The following is a 17,713-nucleotide window of genomic DNA, read 5'->3' as shown; positions in this document are numbered from 1 at the left end:
TGCCCTTCAGGTAGCCAGCGATAAACTGGGTGCCCAAACCAACTTAAGCGTTTATGGAAATTATTCCTACCGGATACGGATGAATGATGACGGGAGTTCCCGTTTAGCGCTGGGTCTGGGTGTAGGAATGATGCAACTGGGTATCGACGGTTCACTGCTGAACCCCAACGATCCTGAACCCTATCAGCCCGTTGGTGTTCAAAGCACCATTGTGCCTGATGCAAGGGCAGGGGTATACTTTGCCAACGACCGGTACTATGCCGGTTTCTCTGTAGACAATCTGATTGCGACTTACATCAATATTGACCGTTACGCCTTCATTGCACAACCAAAGCCTCATTATTACCTTACAGCCGGTGCTTTGTTCCCGATCAATGAAAACTTTCAGATCAAGCCATCTTTTCTGTTAAAAGACGACAGGGGCGGGCCAACGAGTCTGGATTTAAATGCCTTTTTGCTGATTAAGGAATTTCTCTGGGTAGGTGGATCATACCGTACAGGTGTAAAGCTCTACGACAAGAGCTATCTTCAAAACGACCTGACACCACGTAACTCTGCTGTTGCAGCGATACAGATTTTTCCATCAGAAAAAATCAGGATTGGTTATGGTTATGATTTCTCTATTGGTCCATTACAGGGCTATAGCGGAGGTACACATGAAATCTCGATTGCCTATTCATTCATTAAGCCAAACATCCGGCTGGCAACACCAAGAGTGTTTTAAGTGCATAAAATCTTTTATATGTATAATAACCTTTACAGAATAAGACAAAAAATAAACTACATTTACGTATAATAAACTAACTTTTTACTAAATTGCCAAATATTCCTAATACAATGAAAGCAAAGAACGCAGTAGCGACGTTTTCAATTCTTATCGCCGATGATCATGAGATTATCCGCAGAGGTTTAAAAAGTTTGATATCAGACTTTTGGGCAGGTGTACAAATTCTGCATGCCTCAAATATGGATCAGGCATTGGTAGAGGCGGAAAAGTCTCCTAACTTGATTGTAATTGATGTAAACTTACCGGGGGGAAACAACCTGAAAGTAATTGATCAGCTAAAATTGGTTCAGCCGAACGCCAGGATCCTTGTATTTTCTTCACTGAACGAAAATATTTATGCCGTACCGTATCTTAAATCTGGTGCTTCAGGATACCTCACCAAAAATGCAGAGGAATCAGAAATTGTAACGGCAATTACCACGATACTTGCTGGCAGCAGGTACTCGAGCAGAAATGTGAAAGAAAACATGTTCAATAGCATACTGGGCAATGATGCGGATAACCCATTTACAAAACTTTCTTCAAGAGAGCTTGAGGTTGCAGAGTTACTGACAAAAGGAATTGGTGTATTGGAAATATCCAATCAGCTCAATCTCCAAATGGGAACAGTAAGTACCTATAAGCTTCGGTTATTCCAGAAACTGAAAATTAAAAGTATAATTGAGCTTGCCGAAAAGATGAGTATTTATGAAAGATAAAAAGAGTATCATACTCTTTTTATCTTCTCCATTCTGATATTTACTTTTTATCCTGATGTTTTGTGCCGGGTCCGTTCTCTTCTCCTGATTCATTTGGAGTAGATCCTGCCTGGCCATACTTTTCTGAGGCCCCTTTTCCATTCTGGTCAAAAGAAGCTTTTTCTTTGGATGTACCACTTGTTTTTCCTTTTGTATTTTCTTTTTCCTTAGTTGCCATAACGTTATCGTTTTATATGATAACATGTAGCCGCCTAAGATGGTTTGAATTAAATCGCAATACTTAGCTGAGTGCGTCTGTGTGGATTTATTTTTACAATAAACTGTACGCTAACCATAAATAAATTGCGATTTTTATACCCTTACGATAACCTTTAATTCGCAAATACTTATCATATATTAGCCATTGATGCTTTAGAGTCAAACTTAATGGTTGCAATCAGGATATTTGCCTAACACAAAAAACGATGTTCGATAAACAAGTTTACATTCAGCGCAGAGCAGCTTTAAAGTCAAAGATAAATTCCGGAATATTACTTTTTTTGGGAAATGAAGATAGCCCAATGAATTATAAAGATAATACTTATCACTTCAGGCAAGACAGTACTTTTCTTTATTATTTTGGTATAAGTGAGCCTGCTTTGGCGGCAATAATTGATTTAGATGGCGATGAGACCATTCTCTTTGGCAATGAAATGGGTATTGATGACATTGTATGGATGGGCCGCCAGAAAACACTTAAAGAGAAAAGTGAGGATGCCGGATTAAAACAGGTATTGCCTTTGGAAAACCTCGATGCCTACCTGACGCAGTATCAGGAAAGAAGAAAACCAATACACTTTTTGCCACCATACAGGCCAGAAAATAAAATCAAACTGGCGAGCTGGTTAAATTTATCTATTAATCAATTGCAAGATGCTGCATCTTTAGCTTTTATAAAAGCTGTAGTATCGCAAAGATCTGTAAAATCGACTGAAGAGATTACTGAGTTAGACAAGGCAGCATCATTGTCTGCAGATATGCATTTGATGATCATGAAAACGGCCAGACCAGGCATGTACGAGCGGGAACTTGCCGCGAAAATACAGGAGGCCGCTCTATCATCAGGAGGTAACCTGGCTTACCCCGCCATACTAACAGTGAAAGGAGAAATTTTGCACAATCATTATTACGGGAACCAGCTCAGCGAAGGGCAAATGGTACTGAATGATTCTGGTGTTGAAACCGCTATGGGATACGCGGGCGACTTAACGCGCACTTTTCCGGTTAGCAAGCAATTTACCTCGGAGCAAAAAGATGTTTATGACATTGTTCTGGAGGCCTATACAAATGCGAAAAACCTGCTTGCTCCCGGTGTCCGCTATCATGATGTTCATCTAACATCTTGCAAAACACTAGCTCAGGGACTAAAAGATCTTGGTTTAATGAAAGGCAATATTGAAGACGCAGTGGCACAAGGCGCTCATGCCATGTTTTTTCAATGCGGAACAGGGCATATGATGGGGCTGGATGTACATGACATGGAAGATTTGGGTGAACAGTATGTAGGCTATACCGATGAACTTCATAAAAATACGACTCAGTTTGGAATAAAGTCGTTAAGATTAGGTAAGGCACTGGAAACCGGATACGTTTTGACCGTTGAGCCTGGTGTTTACATTATTCCTGAACTGATTGATCGTTGGAAAGCTGAAAATAAGTTTACAGAATTCATCGATTACGACCAACTGGAGAAATTCAGAAACTTTTCAGGTATCAGGGTTGAAGATGACTTTCTGATCACCGAAGATTCAAGCAGGATGCTAGGTAAGCATCTGGCCATTACCACTAAAGAGATTGAAGCCATCAGAAGTCAGGCTTATTAGAAAACATGAAAATACTTAACACGACATTTCTAACGCTATTACTGCTGATTTCAGCAGCTAAACTGTTGGCGCAAAACCAGAAACCAGCCTATACTTTAGCAGATACACTTCGCGGGAGTTTAAATGCCGAACGTAGCTGGTGGGATGTGCAGCGTTACGAACTGAGTGTGAAACCAGATTACAATGATAAAAGCATTGCTGGCGATAACAAAATTGTATACAAAGTGGTTCGGCAAAACAGCGGGGGCACACGTATGCAGATTGATTTGCAACAGCCCTTAGTCATTGATAGTGTACTCTACAACGGTATCTCGAAACTTAGATTTGAACATGCAGGTTCTGTGTGGTATATCAATGTTCCCGCTCAGAAACTTTCAGCAACGAATAACATTCATATCTTTTACCATGGAAAGGTTCATCAGGCTATCCGTGCGCCATGGGATGGAGGTTTTATCTTTACCACCGATTCAGTTGGCCGACCATGGATGACAGTAGCTTGTCAGGGTTTGGGTGCCTCGGTCTGGTACCCTAATAAAGACCATCAAAGTGATGAACCCGACAAAGGTGCTTCCCTGACAATGACTGTGCCCGATAGTTTGGTGGCCATAGCTAACGGAAGGTTAAAGTATAAAAAAGTTAACCACGATGGAACAACAACTTATCAATACAATGTAGTTAACCCCATCAGTAACTATTGCCTCATTCCATACATCGGAAAATATGTCAATTTTAAAGAGGTATATCCGGGAGAGAAAGGTCCTTTAGACATTAACTACTGGGTGCTGGATTATAACTATCCTAAGGCGAAAACCTATATGCCGGATCAGGTACATAAGATGATGAAAGCCCTGGAGCACTGGTTTGGGCCTTATCCTTTTTATGAAGATGGTTACCAGCTGATCGATGCTTCGCATACGGGTATGGAACATCAGTCAGCGGTTTCGTATGGCAATGGTTATAAATTTGGTTACCGCGGCAGGGATGCATCTGGCTACGGATGGGGTATGAAGTGGGATTTTATTATCATACACGAAAGCGGGCATGAATGGTTCGGGAATAATATTACCACAAACGACCTTGCCGATATGTGGGTCCATGAGGGCTTTACTAATTATAGTGAAACCTTATTTGTAGATTATACTTTTGGTGAGCAGGCTGGGAATGAATATAATTTTGGTATCCGTAAAGGCATTCGAAATGATAAAACGATTATTCCGGCTTATGGTGTTAATGCACAAGGCAGTGGAGATATGTATCCCAAAGGAGGGAACATGTTGCAATCTATCCGGCATGGCCTGAATAATGATGAATTATTCAGATCAATATTAAGGGGATTGAATTCAACCTTTTACCATAAAACGGTAACTACCCAACAAATAGAAAACTTCATTTCGAAAAAAACAGGATTCAACTATTCCCCTGTGTTTAATCAATACCTTAGAACTGTTCAAATACCCGATTTTGAATTTTACCTGAAAGATGGAAAAGTATTTTTCAAATACAGCAATTGTGTTGAAGGTTTTAATCTTCCGCTGGTATTGAAAACGGATGGTGTTAAAACACTTAAGATCAATCCGTCCACAAACTGGAAACAGATGCCTATCACTGCTGATCAGCAACAACTATTCAATAAAGCAGCTATCGAATTCATGTATTATGTGCAGGTAAAAGCAGTTAAATAAGAGTTTCAATAAACTGCTTGAATATTAGTTTTAACTGGCGCATTTATAGTTGATATTGGTTAAAATCCTATAATCTTCTGGAAAACTGATCCTTTAACTTTGATATTATATCAACCACAACATTTATTGTAAAAGGTGGTTGCCAAAATTAAAAGAGTCATCTCCACAGATTAGAATTTTAAACTAAATCAATTATATAATATACCATGAGTATAAAATGGACTGGGGTTTTTCCTGCTGTTACCACTAAATTTACAGCAAATGACGAGTTGGATTTCGAAACATTCGACTTAAATATTGAAGCGCAGCTTGAGGCAGGAGCCGAGGGGATTATTCTTGGCGGTTCACTTGGCGAAGCAAGTGTTTTAACCGAAGACGAAAAATTCAGTCTTTTATCGCACACCCTGGAAGTTGTTGCAGGCAGGGTTCCTATTCTATTAAATATAGCGGAATCGACTACAAAAAAGGGTATTGAAGTGGCGCAGAAAGCGGAATCGCTTGGTGCTAACGGTTTGATGTTACTCCCCCCAATGCGATACAATGCTGCTGCGGATGAAACGCTAGCATTTTTTGGTGCCATTGCGGAAAGCACTTCTTTGCCCATCATGATTTACAACAACCCCGTAGATTATAAAATTGAAGTTACTCTCGATATGTTCGAGGTGTTAACCAAGTATGATAACATTCAGGCTATTAAAGAGTCAACCAGGGATGTATCTAACGTAACCCGTTTGATTAATCGCTTTGGCGATCGTTTCAAGATTTTTACTGGTGTAGATCCGCTTGCTATGGAAAGCATTGTAATGGGAGCTGACGGGTGGGTTGCAGGATTGGTAGATGCCTTTCCAAAAGAAACAGTCGCCATATTCAGATTGGTTAAACAAAACCGCATTGCTGAAGCCTTAACTATTTACCGTTGGTTTCTTCCGGTACTTGAGCTTGACATACACCCGAAATTAGTGCAGTACATCAAAATGGCTGAAAAGGCAACTGGCTTAGGAACAGAAACCGTTCGCGCGCCACGTTTAGCAGTAGAGGGTGCAGAGCGTGAAAAAGTGATGAAAATTATTAACGATGCACTGGCTGTTCGCCCTCAATTGCCTGCCGGTAGCTGGGGTAAATAGTTTAAAAGCCAAATATGAACGGAAAAAATATAGTAGCAGCGGAATATGTTGACGTTGCTGAAAAGAATCTTCAGGCACTTGACGCTGCTACGGGATCGGTGCTTAAAGGTACCTTTTCGAAAGCCAACGAAACTTTGGTGGATGAAGCCCTCGAAGCTGCAACATCTGCATTTAAGGTTTACCGAAACATCCATAAAGATAAAAAAGCGTTGTTTTTAAACGCCATTGCCGATGAGATTATGCTATTAGGCGATGTACTGGTAGCCAGGGCTTCGGCTGAAAGTGGTTTACCTCTGGCACGTTTACAAGGGGAGGTTGGCCGTACAACGGGGCAGCTCAGGTTGTTTGCCAATCTGGTATCGGAAGGTTCATGGGTAAACGCGATCATCGATCATGGTCAAGCCGACAGGCAGCCGCTACCAAAACCAGATATCAGGAGAATGCTTATTCCTATTGGGGCTGTGGTTGTTTTCGGAGCCAGTAATTTCCCCCTGGCATTTTCTGTTGCTGGTGGCGATACTGCTTCTGCTTTGGCATCTGGTTGTCCGGTTGTTGTTAAAGCCCATCCGGCACATTACGGTACAAGTGCGATGGTTGCCGGAGCAATAAGCAGGGCAGTGGAAAAAACCGGAATGCCGAAAGGGGTATTTTCTATGTTGTATGATGATGGATATCAGATAGGTGCAGCTTTGGTTAAACATCCCTTAACAAAAGCAGTAACCTTTACAGGTTCGTTTAAAGGTGGTATGTCGTTGGTTAAGCTGGCACAGGATAGAGCACAACCTATACCTGTTTTTGCAGAGATGGGTAGTATCAATCCGGTGATCTTTTTACCAAAGGCAATTGAGCATCAGGCGGAAGAATTGGCTAAAAAATATGCAGCATCCATTACACTTGGAGCGGGTCAGTTTTGTACCAATCCCGGACTTATGCTGGCTATTCAATCTCCCGGGCTTGAAAAGTTTAAATCTGTTATGGCTTCAGCAATCGAATTGATCCCTTCTGCAACGATGCTCACTCCGGGCATTGCAGCAAATTACAGCAAGCTTTCAGAAGAAGTGGCTGGCGAAACCGGAGTTGAAATCCTGGCAGTATCAGGTATCAAAAATGATTCACTTAAAAATCAATCAGAAGCCAGGCTGGCTCAGGTTAAAGCTAAGGACTTTATCGGCAATCCAAAACTTAGGGAGGAAATTTTCGGTCCCTATTCTTTATTGGTTGTGGCCGATGATGCAGCACAGCTCTCGCAGGTTGTTGCAGCTCTTGAGGGGCAGCTTACGGCAACAGTGATGGCCGCTGATCATGAGCTAGCAGACTATGCAGATCTCATTCATATATTGACAGAAAAGACCGGCCGTATTATATTGAACGGCGTGCCAACCGGCGTGGAGGTTTGCGCAGCTATGCAGCATGGAGGTCCGTTTCCGGCCACAAACGACAGCCGCTTTACCTCAGTAGGTTCAACTGCTGTTTACCGTTTTGTAAGGCCTCTTGCTTACCAGGACTGGGATCAGAATTTACTGCCCGATGAGTTGAAGGATGGCAATCCACTCGGTATTTATAGAACAGTTGATCAGAAAATAACCCTTCCAGATGAGTAAAACATTTTTTTGTGTAGACGCCCATACCTGTGGCAATCCGGTAAGATTGGTTGCAGATGGTGGCCCTCAACTCAATGGCTCTAATATGAGCGAAAAGCGCCAGCATTTTTTAAAAGATTACGACTGGATCAGAACAGGTTTAATGTTTGAACCACGTGGTCATGATATGATGTCGGGAAGTATTCTATACCCACCTCACGATCCTCAAAATGATGTAGCAGTATTGTTTATTGAAACAAGTGGCTGTTTACCCATGTGCGGCCATGGAACCATTGGCACAATCACGATTGCTATAGAAGAAGGTCTGATCCAGCCCAGGATTCCCGGTGTTATACGGATGGAGGCACCGGCAGGGTTAGTCCAGATTGACTATAAGCAGGAAGGTAAGAAAGTGAAATCAGTTAAGCTGAAAAATGTAGCCTCCTATCTGGCTGCAGAAAACCTTGAAGTAGAGTGCCCGGATTTAGGGATTTTAACTTTCGATGTTGCTTATGGTGGTAATTTTTACGCAATCGTAGATCCACAGGACAATTTTCCTGGGCTGGAAAATTATACCGCAACCCAGCTGATTACCTGGAGTCAAAGCATCCGCAAACGAATCAATGAACAGTACAGTTTTGTCCATCCGCTCGATCCGACAATTAATGGCTGCAGCCACGTATTGTGGACCGGTAAAACCCTGGACCCTACCTCTACTGCCCGCAATGCTGTTTTCTATGGAGATAAAGCCATTGATCGCTCACCTTGCGGAACAGGTACATCTGCACGTATGGCACAATGGCATGCTAAAGGTAAGTTGAAACAAGGTGAAGATTTTATACATGAAAGTTTCATCGGTAGCAAATTTACCGGAAGAGTGGAGGAGGTGGTTGAGTTAAATGGCATTATAGCCATTATACCAAGTGTGGAGGGTTGGGCAAAGGTATATGGTTACAATACCATAAAAATAGATGCTGAAGACGATCCGTATGCTTTCGGATTTCAGGTGATCTAATCAACTAATTTATCATTTGCCAATGGCCCGTTTATCGCCATTGGCTTTTACGTATCGCTACATCAATGGCAAAAGTTTTAATTATCGGTGGGGGAATTGTAGGATTAACCTCTGCTTACTACCTGAGTAAAAGAGGGTATCAGGTGACAGTTCTGGATAAGGGTGATATTACTGATAACTGCTCCTTTGGTAATGCAGGGATGATTGTGCCAAGTCACTTTGTACCTTTAGCTGCTCCCGGAATGATCAGTCAGGGAATTCGTTGGATGTTTAACAGTAAAAGTCCGTTTTACGTACGCCCATCTTTAAATGGCAGTTTGATCAACTGGGGTTTGAAGTTCATGAAAAATGCAAATCAGAAGCATGTTGACGCAGCTGCGATTCCATTGAGGGATCTTTCTTTATTGAGTAAAAAAATGTATGAGGAGCTAGCTGCTACGCCTGAATTTGAGTTTGAACTCACCCATAATGGCATTCTGGCATTTTATAAAACCGATCAGGCAGGAGAAGAAGAAGCACATCTGGCGCAAAAAGCTACAGCACTCGGTTTAGATATGGCCATATTGTCGCCCGGCGAATGTAAAGCGTTACAGCCAAACCTTGCACTGGATGTTTTAGGTGCAGTGCATTACCGTTGCGATGCACACCTGTATCCTGCTAAATTGATGAACGCTCTGCTTAATTATTTAGCTACCAATGGCGTGGAAATTCTTAAAAACACGGAAGTAACCAAAATAGAATCCATCAATGATCAGGTTAGCCGGGGGTATGCTGGTGAAAAAGTTTTCGAAGCCGATCATTTTGTAATAGCTACAGGTTCCTGGTCGCCGGCGGTAGCCAAAATGGCTGGACAAAATATTTCACTCATGCCCGGGAAAGGTTATTCTTTTATGGAACATGAGCCTGAAGGCCGCTTAACTATTCCAGCGCTGCTTTGTGAAGCGAGAGTAGCCATAACGCCAATGAACGGCAGTATTCGCTATGGCGGAACAATGGAACTCGACAAGATCAATTCACGGGTAAATATGCAGCGGGTAAGAGGGATTGTTGAGTCTGTTCCTAAATATTTTCCTGATTTAAAGCCGGTACTCCCTCATGAAAAAGAGATCTGGTATGGTTTCCGACCATCCTCACCTGATGGTTTGCCTTATATTGGAAGAAGTGAGCATAGAAAAAATCTGATCATTGCAACCGGTCATGGCATGATGGGTTTAAGCCTGGGGCCAGCAACGGGATTGCTCGTGAGCGAAATCATTTCGGAAACTCAAACATCAATGCCATTGAATGCTTTTGCGATAACTCGTTAGGGATGTTGCCAATAAACCTACTGTTTTTGGTGTAAATATTTGACACGTAGTGAGTTGTGCGGGTTGGGGTTCTTGTGAGGTTATTGGTTTCATTAAGATATTAGCATATGTTGACCATATTTTAACCTTGTTAGCTGATTTTTTATGTTTTTGAGTTAAAATCCTTAAATTCATTCCATAATCAACCAACCTAAACCAATCAAACTCAGATGAAAGTACTACCGTTTACCATGCTCGTTCCGGATGATAAGAGTGTTATTTCAGAACATATTGAACTGCCTTATTTTTATCAGTATTTGCACCGTCATGATGAGTGGCAAATCACTTACATCGAAAGGGGAGAAGGTACCTTGATCGCCGGAAACGATATGCATGCCTTCCGTTCAGGTGACGTATTTTTGATCGGAGCGAAACTTCCCCACCTTTTTAAGAGTAATCCCGAGTATTTTTCGGGGGACGAGCACAAATCTGTAAAAGCCTGTTCAATTTATTTTAATGCGAGTGGTGCATTAGCTGCTTTATTTGCCCTTCCGGAAATGAAAATGGCCAGTGCTTTTCTTGCTAAAAACAAACATGGTTTTAAGGTGCCGGAAAAACTGGCCAAGGAAATTGCTGCGAAAATGTTTAGCGTTTACCAGGCTTCGGGCGTTGATGTGCTGTTTAACTTTTTGAAACTGGTTAACGGACTTCAGGAATTGAATGAAAATGTTGAACCCCTCTGTTCAGATCTTTATTCATCGAACGTTTCGGAAAACGAGGGGATGAGGTTAAGTAAAATTATCAACTTTATCACTGAAAATTACAACAACCAGATTTCACTGGAAGACGTGGCCAATGCTGCATTTATGACACCTCAGGCATTTTGTCGTTATTTTAAGAAGCATACGGGTCATACCTTTGTGTCCTTTCTTAATGAAGTTCGTATCAACGATGCCTGTAAAAGCCTCATATCTGGCGAGAAAGCTGATTGTATTTCCGGAGTAGCGTATAAAGCAGGCTTCAACAGCATTACTAATTTTAACAGGGTTTTCAAAAGCATCATCGGACAATCACCCCGGGCTTACATTGACAATTATAACAATGTAAGCAGAGTGAGTCTTGTAGGTAGTTAACTTCAACTAGTTCGTGATAATAAATGAGGCCATTTCTTAAATGGATGGCTAGCCTGTTGTCAATTTTTTTTACTCAATGCATCTGTCTATTGACCTGATGTACTGATACTGGTAATCAACTCTATGGACGAAAATTCTGAACATTTCAAACCCTCACTTAAACTTATAGATGCTACCATGCTGGTTGCGGGCAGCATGATCGGCTCGGGTATTTTTATTGTAAGTGCCGATATTACCCGCAACGTAGGGAGTGCAGGCTGGCTGATGGTGGTATGGCTCATCACCGGATTTATGACACTTACTGCAGCATTAAGCTATGGTGAGCTGAGTGCCATGTATCCTAAAGCAGGAGGCCAATATGTCTATCTAAAGGAGGCTTATAATCCACTGGTAAGCTTTTTATATGGATGGAGCTTTTTCACCGTGATTCAAACAGCAACTATTGCAGCAGTGGGTGTAGCTTTTGCAAAATTTACCGCTTACCTCATACCCGCATTCAGTGAGGAACTGGTTGCCATTGATCTGGGTTTTTTATCTGTTTCACCGGCACAGCTTCTATCAATTGCAGTTATTGTATTGCTTACCTTTATCAATAGCAGAGGCGTTAAAGGAGGTAAAACCATCCAAACTACATTCACTGTAGCCAAACTACTAAGTCTTTTTGGTTTAATCATTTTCGGACTGTTATTCCTGGACAAAGATATCTGGAGAAATAACTGGGCAGATGCCTGGAAACTCACCGGATTAACGTCAACCGGTACTGATATTAACTATTCTGCCATTGCTGGAGTGGGTGCAATAGCAATCTCCATGGTAGGCTCTATCTTTAGCAGTGATTCCTGGAATAACGTCACGTTTATTGCCGGAGAGATCAAAAACCCGGCGAGGAACATAGGTTTGAGTCTGGCGCTCGGTACCATCATCGTTACCATACTCTATCTGTTAACCAATATCATATATACGGGGGTACTTTCATTGCACGACATTGCCTATGCTGATAAGGACCGGGTTGCAGTTTCTGCAGCGAATCATATATTCGGCACCGCAGGAACGGTGATTATTGCGGTCATGATTATGGTCTCTACTTTTGGATGTAACAACGGGTTGATCATGGCAGGGGCAAGGGTATATTATTCGATGGCGAAGGACGGGTTATTCTTTAAAAAAGTAGGTACGCTTAATCAAAAATCGGTTCCTGGATTTGGTTTATGGGTGCAGTGTTTGTTCGCATGTTTATGGTGTTTAAGCGGAAAGTACGGCGATTTACTGGATATGATTTCATTTGTGGTGGTGATGTTTTATATGCTTACAATTTTTGGGATTTTCATTCTTCGGAAAAAAAGACCTGATGCCGCACGCCCTTATAAAGCGATTGGGTATCCCGTATTGCCTGTCATCTATATTTTAATGGGACTGGCATTTTGTATTTTACTGATTGTTTTCAAACCTAAATTTACCTGGCCCGGATTAATCATCACCATGATTGGTATTCCGATATATTACCTGATAAAAAACAAGAGCAGGGAAACCCCTGAAGCTGTGGATGCTGAATAGTGTCTTCTCTGTTTTTTTAATTTATATCCTTAGTTTAAATAATTATTTCAACCTATGAATTGCAACAAGCTCAATGGCTTTCTCCTTACTTTTTTCACTATGCTTTCCGCCCACATGGCCATTGCACAACAAAAAGTAACGGCTTATTTACCCGATGCATCAGACATAGCATTAAATTATCAGCAGGCGTCAAAAATAGATACAGCACTACGCAATCTTCCTACTAATAACGATATCACGCCATTCTGGAAGAAGGACGGCACTGCATTCTGGTATAAGAAAAATCTGCCCAGCCGCAACTGGACATACATGTATGTTGATGCCATTTCAGCAAAAAAACAGGAGGCCTTTGATAACCGGAAAGTGGCCGCTGCCCTGGAAACCGTGTCAGGTAAGAAGCAAAATCCGGAAAGGCTGCAGTTTGAAGTGCTTTACTTTTCGGAGCAAAATCAAAATGCAACCCTTAAAAAAGATAACGAATGGTATACCCTTGATCTTAATACTTACCAGATAAAAGAAACCAATGATACAGTTGTATTTAATTATAATGCTAAGAAACCCCTTCAACAGCGGAAGTCGCGCTGGCAGGGCGTGAGGGATCAGAAAAAATCTCCCGACGGAAAATATGACCTTATTATCCGCGGCGGAAATATTTTGGTATTGGACGTCACCACCAGGTTAGAAACACAGCTGAGTTTTGATGGGAATGCCGAACACCCTTATGGAAGTTATACCTGGTCGCCCGACGGCAAAAATATCATTGCTTACAAAACCTTCCCGAAAGAAACAAAGAAAGTACATTATGTGCTTAGTTCAGTTGCCGGTACTACACGAGGTCAGCTTAAATCAAGAGAGTATGCGCAACCAGGTGATGAATTTACATCATATGAGCCCTACATATTTAATGTTGAAGCCAAAAAGTCCATAAAAGTGGATACAGATCCTGTTGACTTTTTTGGACCCCAGGAATTGCACTGGCGAGTGAATAACAACCAGTATTATACTTTCGAGAAAGCCGACCGCGGACATCAGCGTTTCAGGGTAATAGAAGTTGATGTGCAAACGGGTAAGACGAGAAATGTAATTGATGAAAAAAGCAAAACCTTCATTTACGAAAATAGAATTTATACCCGTTACCTGACAAAAACCAATGAAATGCTGTACACCAGTGAACAGGATGGCTGGCAGCATTTGTACCTGGTTAATACCATTACAGGCAAGCAGCAATTGATCACTAAAGGCAATTGGGTGGTAAGGGAAATCGATAGCGTTGATGTAGCTAAGAGGCAGGTTTGGTTTAGGGCAAGTGGGATGAATAAGGATGAAGATCCATATTTTATACACTATTACAGAATTGGTTTTGACGGGAAAAATCTCATTAATCTCACTCCGGAAAAAGGGAACCACAGCTTAACCTTTTCGCCAGATCGGAAATACTATATTGATACTTATTCTCAGGTAAATATTCCGGCAGTATCAAAGTTGAAAATTACGGGTAATACACACACCGTTACTGAATTTGAACGAGCCTCAGCCGATCCTTACCTGGAAGTGGGGGTGAAGCTGCCTGAAGTTTTTGTGGCTAAAGCACGTGATGGCATAACCGACATCTGGGGTATTGTTTGTCAGCCGTCAAAACTCGATCCAAATAAAACTTATCCGGTAATCGAATATATTTATGCTGGCCCTCAGGATAGTTTTGTTCCAAAGAGTTTTCTTCCGGCAAGTGAGATGCAAAGTATGGCCGAACTGGGTTTTATTGTTGTGCAGATGGATGGCATGGGCACTGCAAACCGCTCAAAGGCCTTCCATGATGTATGCTGGAAAAATCTTGCCGATGCGGGTTTTCCCGACCGTATTTTATGGATTAAGGCCATGGCCAGGAAATATCCAAATGCCGACATCAGCAGAGTAGGGATTTACGGCACATCTGCCGGCGGACAAAACTCAACCGGCGCCTTACTGTTTCACCCCGAGTTCTATAAAGCTGCTGTATCAGCGTGTGGTTGCCATGATAACCGAATTGATAAGCAATGGTGGAACGAGCAATGGATGGGCTATCCTGTGGGGCCGCACTATGATGAACAATCGAATATCACCAATGCGGCAAAGTTAGAGGGTAATTTATTTTTAATTGTTGGTGAGGCGGATGAAAATGTGCCACCAGAATCGACTTACCGGCTGGCTGATGCCCTGATAAAAGCTAATAAAGATTTCGATATCTTAAGTATTCCCGGCATGGGGCACAGTGATGGTGGTGTGTATGGCAGACGACGAAAGCGCGATTTTTTTGTACGACATCTGTTAAATGCAACGCCACCAAATCCAAATGCCGTTTTAAGTAAATAATTATTTAGATTTTTTTGACAACCCTTGGCCCAATATGGCGGTAAGGTTGTCAAAAACATTAAATCTCAGCGGAACGCATAAATTAAGATGTCCCTGTGATCTTTCAAATTGAAAACTGTACCTTTGCCCGCGTTTAATTTGGTTAATCCATATTATTCGATTATAAAATATGGGTAAATCAACCTTCCGTACACATATCTCAATTTTCTTCCTGGGTGAGTATTTTTCAGATGCAGTCCGCAATACGCTGTCTGTAGTGTTGCCTGTTGCCTTATTCTTCTGGTTAGGTAAACCCGAAACTGCTACCGGGATTGGTGTAGGTGCATTACTCATCAGTTTAACTGATTTGCCCGACCACAGGGCAAATAAACTTAGGGCTGCAATATATAGCATCATATTGTTTTTCTTTGCTTCACTAATCGTCAGTGCAAGTTTGCCCTATCCACTCCTTGCTGCTGCAGTGCTAATTTGTTTATCCTTTATCTTTTCCATGTTTATGGGCCTGGGTAACAGAATGGGTTTAATCGGAACCATGACACTTGCGCTCAGTACCTTTGTGGTAGGGCTACATCCCAGTCATCCTTTTCAGTTCAGTTGCTATGTGCTGATCGGTGGATGCTGGTATTATGCGCTGAGTTTGGTTCAGGTACTTTTGAGGCCCTACCGCTCACTGCATCACGCAATTTTCGAGTGTTTAATCAGCAGCGCCGCCTTCTTAAGGTCGAAAGCTGAACACTATAATCCCGAAATCCCATTAGAGAGTCTGCAATCCTCCTCAATCAGACTGCATATTCGCGTGAATCAACGCCATGAATTAATCAGGCAATTACTGCTTACTGATAATTATGCCATGAACCCGGAAAATCGACGTGGACAGGTTTTGATAAATAAAGCAAGGCTGGTGATCGACCTATATGAGCAACTTAGTGCGGTTCATTATGATTATGAATATGTGCGTAAAGCGTTGTCGGGTACAGAACGCCTGCCTTTAATTGAACAACTGATTGAGGGTTTGGCAAAAGAACTTGAATTGCTGAGCAGGGATTTCCGTAAACCCAGGCAAGGGGCACTCGCAAATGAGATGCTTAATTACCGACAGTGTAAAGAAATGATTCTGAATGACCGGGCAGGCTTGACCTCCGCACAGCAAAATATCATTTCGAGGATTGTATCAAACGCAGATGAAATCACATCGTTAATCAGCAAAATGAGAACCGAACCTGTAGTCTCTAATAACACTCCCAAGGCACTGGAAGATGAAATTGCCTATCCGTTGTTTGTAAGCCCGGAGAATACAGCCCTGCTCCAACAACTTAAGTTTTCTTCACCAATATTCAGGTTTTCCCTGCGCCTGGCATTTTCCTTTCTTTTTGCTTATATCCTGTTATCATTTTTTGAGCCCAGTAAATACAGTTACTGGGTTTTTCTCACCCTCCTAATCGTATCCCGCCCCAGATTTTCACTCACCTGGAAAAGGAATATACAAAGGGTACTTGGAACTTTGCCGGGGGTAGTTTTAGGTTTGATTGTGGTTTACCTCATCAAATTGCCTGTCGTTTTACTGGGCTTATCTGTGGTCTTCTTGCTTGGTTTTTATGCCTTTAACCGCCTAAACTATGCGCTGTGTGTGGGATTTATCACCGCTGCGGTAATTTTAACTTTAGGAAGTTATCATGGGCATTTTGACCATATTATCCAGGAAAGAATTATCTATACGATCATTGGCTGTGCCATTGCAGTTTTTGCCAGTTATTTGTTTCCAGTATGGGATAGCCGCAAACTGCAGCACTACATATCTCATGCGGTTCAGGCAACGCAAAATTATTTAAACGTGGCAGTATATAAAGCCAGTGCCAAAATCGTGGATCCAACACAGTCCAGAATGGCTCGCAAAAATGCACATTTAACGCTAGTTGAGCTATCTGATGCCATTGGGGCTGCAAAACTTGAACCCATCAGCCATTCGATTGATTTTTCTTCGTTAAATGCTATACAGTTTAACATTTATCAGATAGGGGCCTTAACTACTTCGATTTTCCTCAGCAGCGAAGAAGCTAAAGTCCACCCACAGCTGGATCAGGTAAACAACCTGTTTGGAAAAATTTTAGCTATAAGCGATGATCAGACTTTGACCACCAGTAGCCAACCGGTTTTCAACTACCAACTAAGCAGCGATGGAGTAAGCAGTGTAACCCACAAACTGAATGAGATTATGAAGCTGACCGAAAGCCTGTCTCATTACATGGCCAGTTTCAAAACAGCAAAAAACCAGGATTAACTAAAGTAGTCTTCCAGCAGCGCCAAGAAGTTAGGATCAGGTTTATTCTTAGTTTTGTTAATCAAAGTATGCTGCGCAGAATTGTACTTTTCAATAAATGTGGCCTGACCTTCATTGAATTTCAAATAGCCTTGCTCAAAATAACGCTCTTCAACAGCTGGAGACGAATCCATTGAATTGAACCAGAGTTTTATAAATGCACCATTTTGACGGTCGAGATATAGCCATTGATAAAGGTCTGATAAATCAGCACTATCAGGTAAATCCAGACGTTTAACTTCTACAATAAATAAGGTTGAACTCTCGAAAAGATATAGGATCTTAAAAGTAGGCGACATGACGCAAAAATACCAAGTACCTTAGCC

Annotated in this window: 14 protein-coding genes; 12 read left to right on the top strand and 2 right to left on the bottom strand. The window is 41.8% G+C overall.

The features are described 5' to 3' along the window. Positions 1–724: PorP/SprF family type IX secretion system membrane protein (locus tag R2Q80_RS21800; RefSeq protein WP_316801639.1), on the top strand; the 724-nt coding region annotated here is incomplete at its 5' end. Positions 725–837: 113 nt separating this feature from the next. Then, the gene (locus R2Q80_RS21795; RefSeq protein WP_316801638.1) at positions 838–1,485 is read left to right on the top strand and encodes a response regulator transcription factor; all 648 of its coding nucleotides are present in this window, start codon (positions 838–840) and stop codon (positions 1,483–1,485) included. Between the two features lie 40 nt (positions 1,486–1,525). Here R2Q80_RS21795 and R2Q80_RS21790 read toward each other — a convergent pair whose 3' ends face one another. Continuing rightward, on the bottom strand, positions 1,526–1,702 hold the full coding sequence (locus R2Q80_RS21790) for a hypothetical protein (protein WP_316801637.1): 177 nt from the start codon (positions 1,700–1,702) through the stop codon (positions 1,526–1,528). A gap of 247 nt (positions 1,703–1,949) precedes the next feature. Between R2Q80_RS21790 and R2Q80_RS21785 the strand changes: the two genes are divergently transcribed. The 10 genes from R2Q80_RS21785 (at position 1,950) to R2Q80_RS21740 (ending at position 17,348) form a co-directional block, all read left to right on the top strand. Beyond that, positions 1,950–3,347 carry an aminopeptidase P family protein gene (locus tag R2Q80_RS21785; RefSeq protein WP_316801636.1) on the top strand — a complete coding sequence of 466 codons (1,398 nt, stop codon included), beginning with the start codon at positions 1,950–1,952 and terminating at the stop codon, positions 3,345–3,347. A gap of 5 nt (positions 3,348–3,352) precedes the next feature. Next, a complete protein-coding gene (locus R2Q80_RS21780; protein WP_316801635.1) occupies positions 3,353–5,029 on the top strand; it encodes a M1 family metallopeptidase in 1,677 nt (558 codons plus the stop codon). A gap of 206 nt (positions 5,030–5,235) precedes the next feature. Continuing rightward, complete coding sequence (locus tag R2Q80_RS21775) at positions 5,236–6,153, top strand: dihydrodipicolinate synthase family protein (protein ID WP_316801634.1); 918 nt, start codon at positions 5,236–5,238, stop codon at positions 6,151–6,153. 14 nt (positions 6,154–6,167) lie between these two features. Further along, positions 6,168–7,754, top strand: a complete 1,587-nt coding sequence (locus R2Q80_RS21770; RefSeq protein WP_316801633.1) for an aldehyde dehydrogenase (NADP(+)) — start codon at positions 6,168–6,170, stop codon at positions 7,752–7,754. Beyond that, positions 7,747–8,748: a 4-hydroxyproline epimerase gene (locus tag R2Q80_RS21765; RefSeq protein ID WP_316801632.1), complete on the top strand. Its 1,002-nt coding sequence runs from the start codon at positions 7,747–7,749 to the stop codon at positions 8,746–8,748. The genes R2Q80_RS21770 and R2Q80_RS21765 overlap by 8 nt, the downstream gene beginning before the upstream one ends. Positions 8,749–8,813: 65 nt before the next feature. After that, the gene (locus R2Q80_RS21760; RefSeq protein ID WP_316801631.1) at positions 8,814–10,055 is read left to right on the top strand and encodes an FAD-dependent oxidoreductase; all 1,242 of its coding nucleotides are present in this window, start codon (positions 8,814–8,816) and stop codon (positions 10,053–10,055) included. A gap of 209 nt (positions 10,056–10,264) precedes the next feature. Continuing rightward, positions 10,265–11,167: an AraC family transcriptional regulator gene (locus R2Q80_RS21755; protein WP_316801630.1), complete on the top strand. Its 903-nt coding sequence runs from the start codon at positions 10,265–10,267 to the stop codon at positions 11,165–11,167. A gap of 123 nt (positions 11,168–11,290) precedes the next feature. Then, the gene (locus R2Q80_RS21750) at positions 11,291–12,721 is read left to right on the top strand and encodes an APC family permease (protein ID WP_316801629.1); all 1,431 of its coding nucleotides are present in this window, start codon (positions 11,291–11,293) and stop codon (positions 12,719–12,721) included. A 54-nt stretch (positions 12,722–12,775) separates the two neighbouring features. Further along, entirely contained in the window at positions 12,776–15,070 is a 2,295-nt protein-coding gene (locus R2Q80_RS21745; RefSeq protein WP_316801628.1) for a S9 family peptidase, read from the top strand. Positions 15,071–15,239: 169 nt separating this feature from the next. Then, complete coding sequence (locus R2Q80_RS21740; RefSeq protein ID WP_316801627.1) at positions 15,240–17,348, top strand: FUSC family protein; 2,109 nt, start codon at positions 15,240–15,242, stop codon at positions 17,346–17,348. Here the strand turns inward: R2Q80_RS21740 and R2Q80_RS21735 are convergent. Further along, on the bottom strand, positions 17,345–17,686 hold the full coding sequence (locus tag R2Q80_RS21735) for a hypothetical protein (protein WP_047800732.1): 342 nt from the start codon (positions 17,684–17,686) through the stop codon (positions 17,345–17,347). The genes R2Q80_RS21740 and R2Q80_RS21735 overlap by 4 nt on opposite strands. Positions 17,687–17,713 lie beyond the last annotated feature (27 nt).

Origin of the sequence: Pedobacter frigidisoli (assembly GCF_032678525.1) — a bacterium.
Classification (GTDB): Bacteria; Bacteroidota; Bacteroidia; order Sphingobacteriales; family Sphingobacteriaceae; genus Pedobacter; species Pedobacter frigidisoli_A.
The sequence above is the reverse complement of the archived record's forward strand: the minus strand, read 5'-3'. Positions and strand labels throughout refer to the sequence as shown.

Bases quoted from the DNA above. Each gene is read 5' to 3' on its own strand.
- R2Q80_RS21795 (WP_316801638.1), top strand. From the start codon at position 838: ATGAAAGCAAAGAACGCAGTAGCGACGTTTTCAATTCTTATCGCCGAT.
- R2Q80_RS21790 (WP_316801637.1), bottom strand. From the start codon at position 1,702: ATGGCAACTAAGGAAAAAGAAAATACAAAAGGAAAAACAAGTGGTACA.
- R2Q80_RS21785 (WP_316801636.1), top strand. From the start codon at position 1,950: ATGTTCGATAAACAAGTTTACATTCAGCGCAGAGCAGCTTTAAAGTCA.
- R2Q80_RS21780 (WP_316801635.1), top strand. From the start codon at position 3,353: ATGAAAATACTTAACACGACATTTCTAACGCTATTACTGCTGATTTCA.
- R2Q80_RS21775 (WP_316801634.1), top strand. From the start codon at position 5,236: ATGAGTATAAAATGGACTGGGGTTTTTCCTGCTGTTACCACTAAATTT.
- R2Q80_RS21770 (WP_316801633.1), top strand. From the start codon at position 6,168: ATGAACGGAAAAAATATAGTAGCAGCGGAATATGTTGACGTTGCTGAA.
- R2Q80_RS21765 (WP_316801632.1), top strand. From the start codon at position 7,747: ATGAGTAAAACATTTTTTTGTGTAGACGCCCATACCTGTGGCAATCCG.
- R2Q80_RS21760 (WP_316801631.1), top strand. From the start codon at position 8,814: ATGGCAAAAGTTTTAATTATCGGTGGGGGAATTGTAGGATTAACCTCT.
- R2Q80_RS21755 (WP_316801630.1), top strand. From the start codon at position 10,265: ATGAAAGTACTACCGTTTACCATGCTCGTTCCGGATGATAAGAGTGTT.
- R2Q80_RS21750 (WP_316801629.1), top strand. From the start codon at position 11,291: ATGGACGAAAATTCTGAACATTTCAAACCCTCACTTAAACTTATAGAT.
- R2Q80_RS21745 (WP_316801628.1), top strand. From the start codon at position 12,776: ATGAATTGCAACAAGCTCAATGGCTTTCTCCTTACTTTTTTCACTATG.
- R2Q80_RS21740 (WP_316801627.1), top strand. From the start codon at position 15,240: ATGGGTAAATCAACCTTCCGTACACATATCTCAATTTTCTTCCTGGGT.
- R2Q80_RS21735 (WP_047800732.1), bottom strand. From the start codon at position 17,686: ATGTCGCCTACTTTTAAGATCCTATATCTTTTCGAGAGTTCAACCTTA.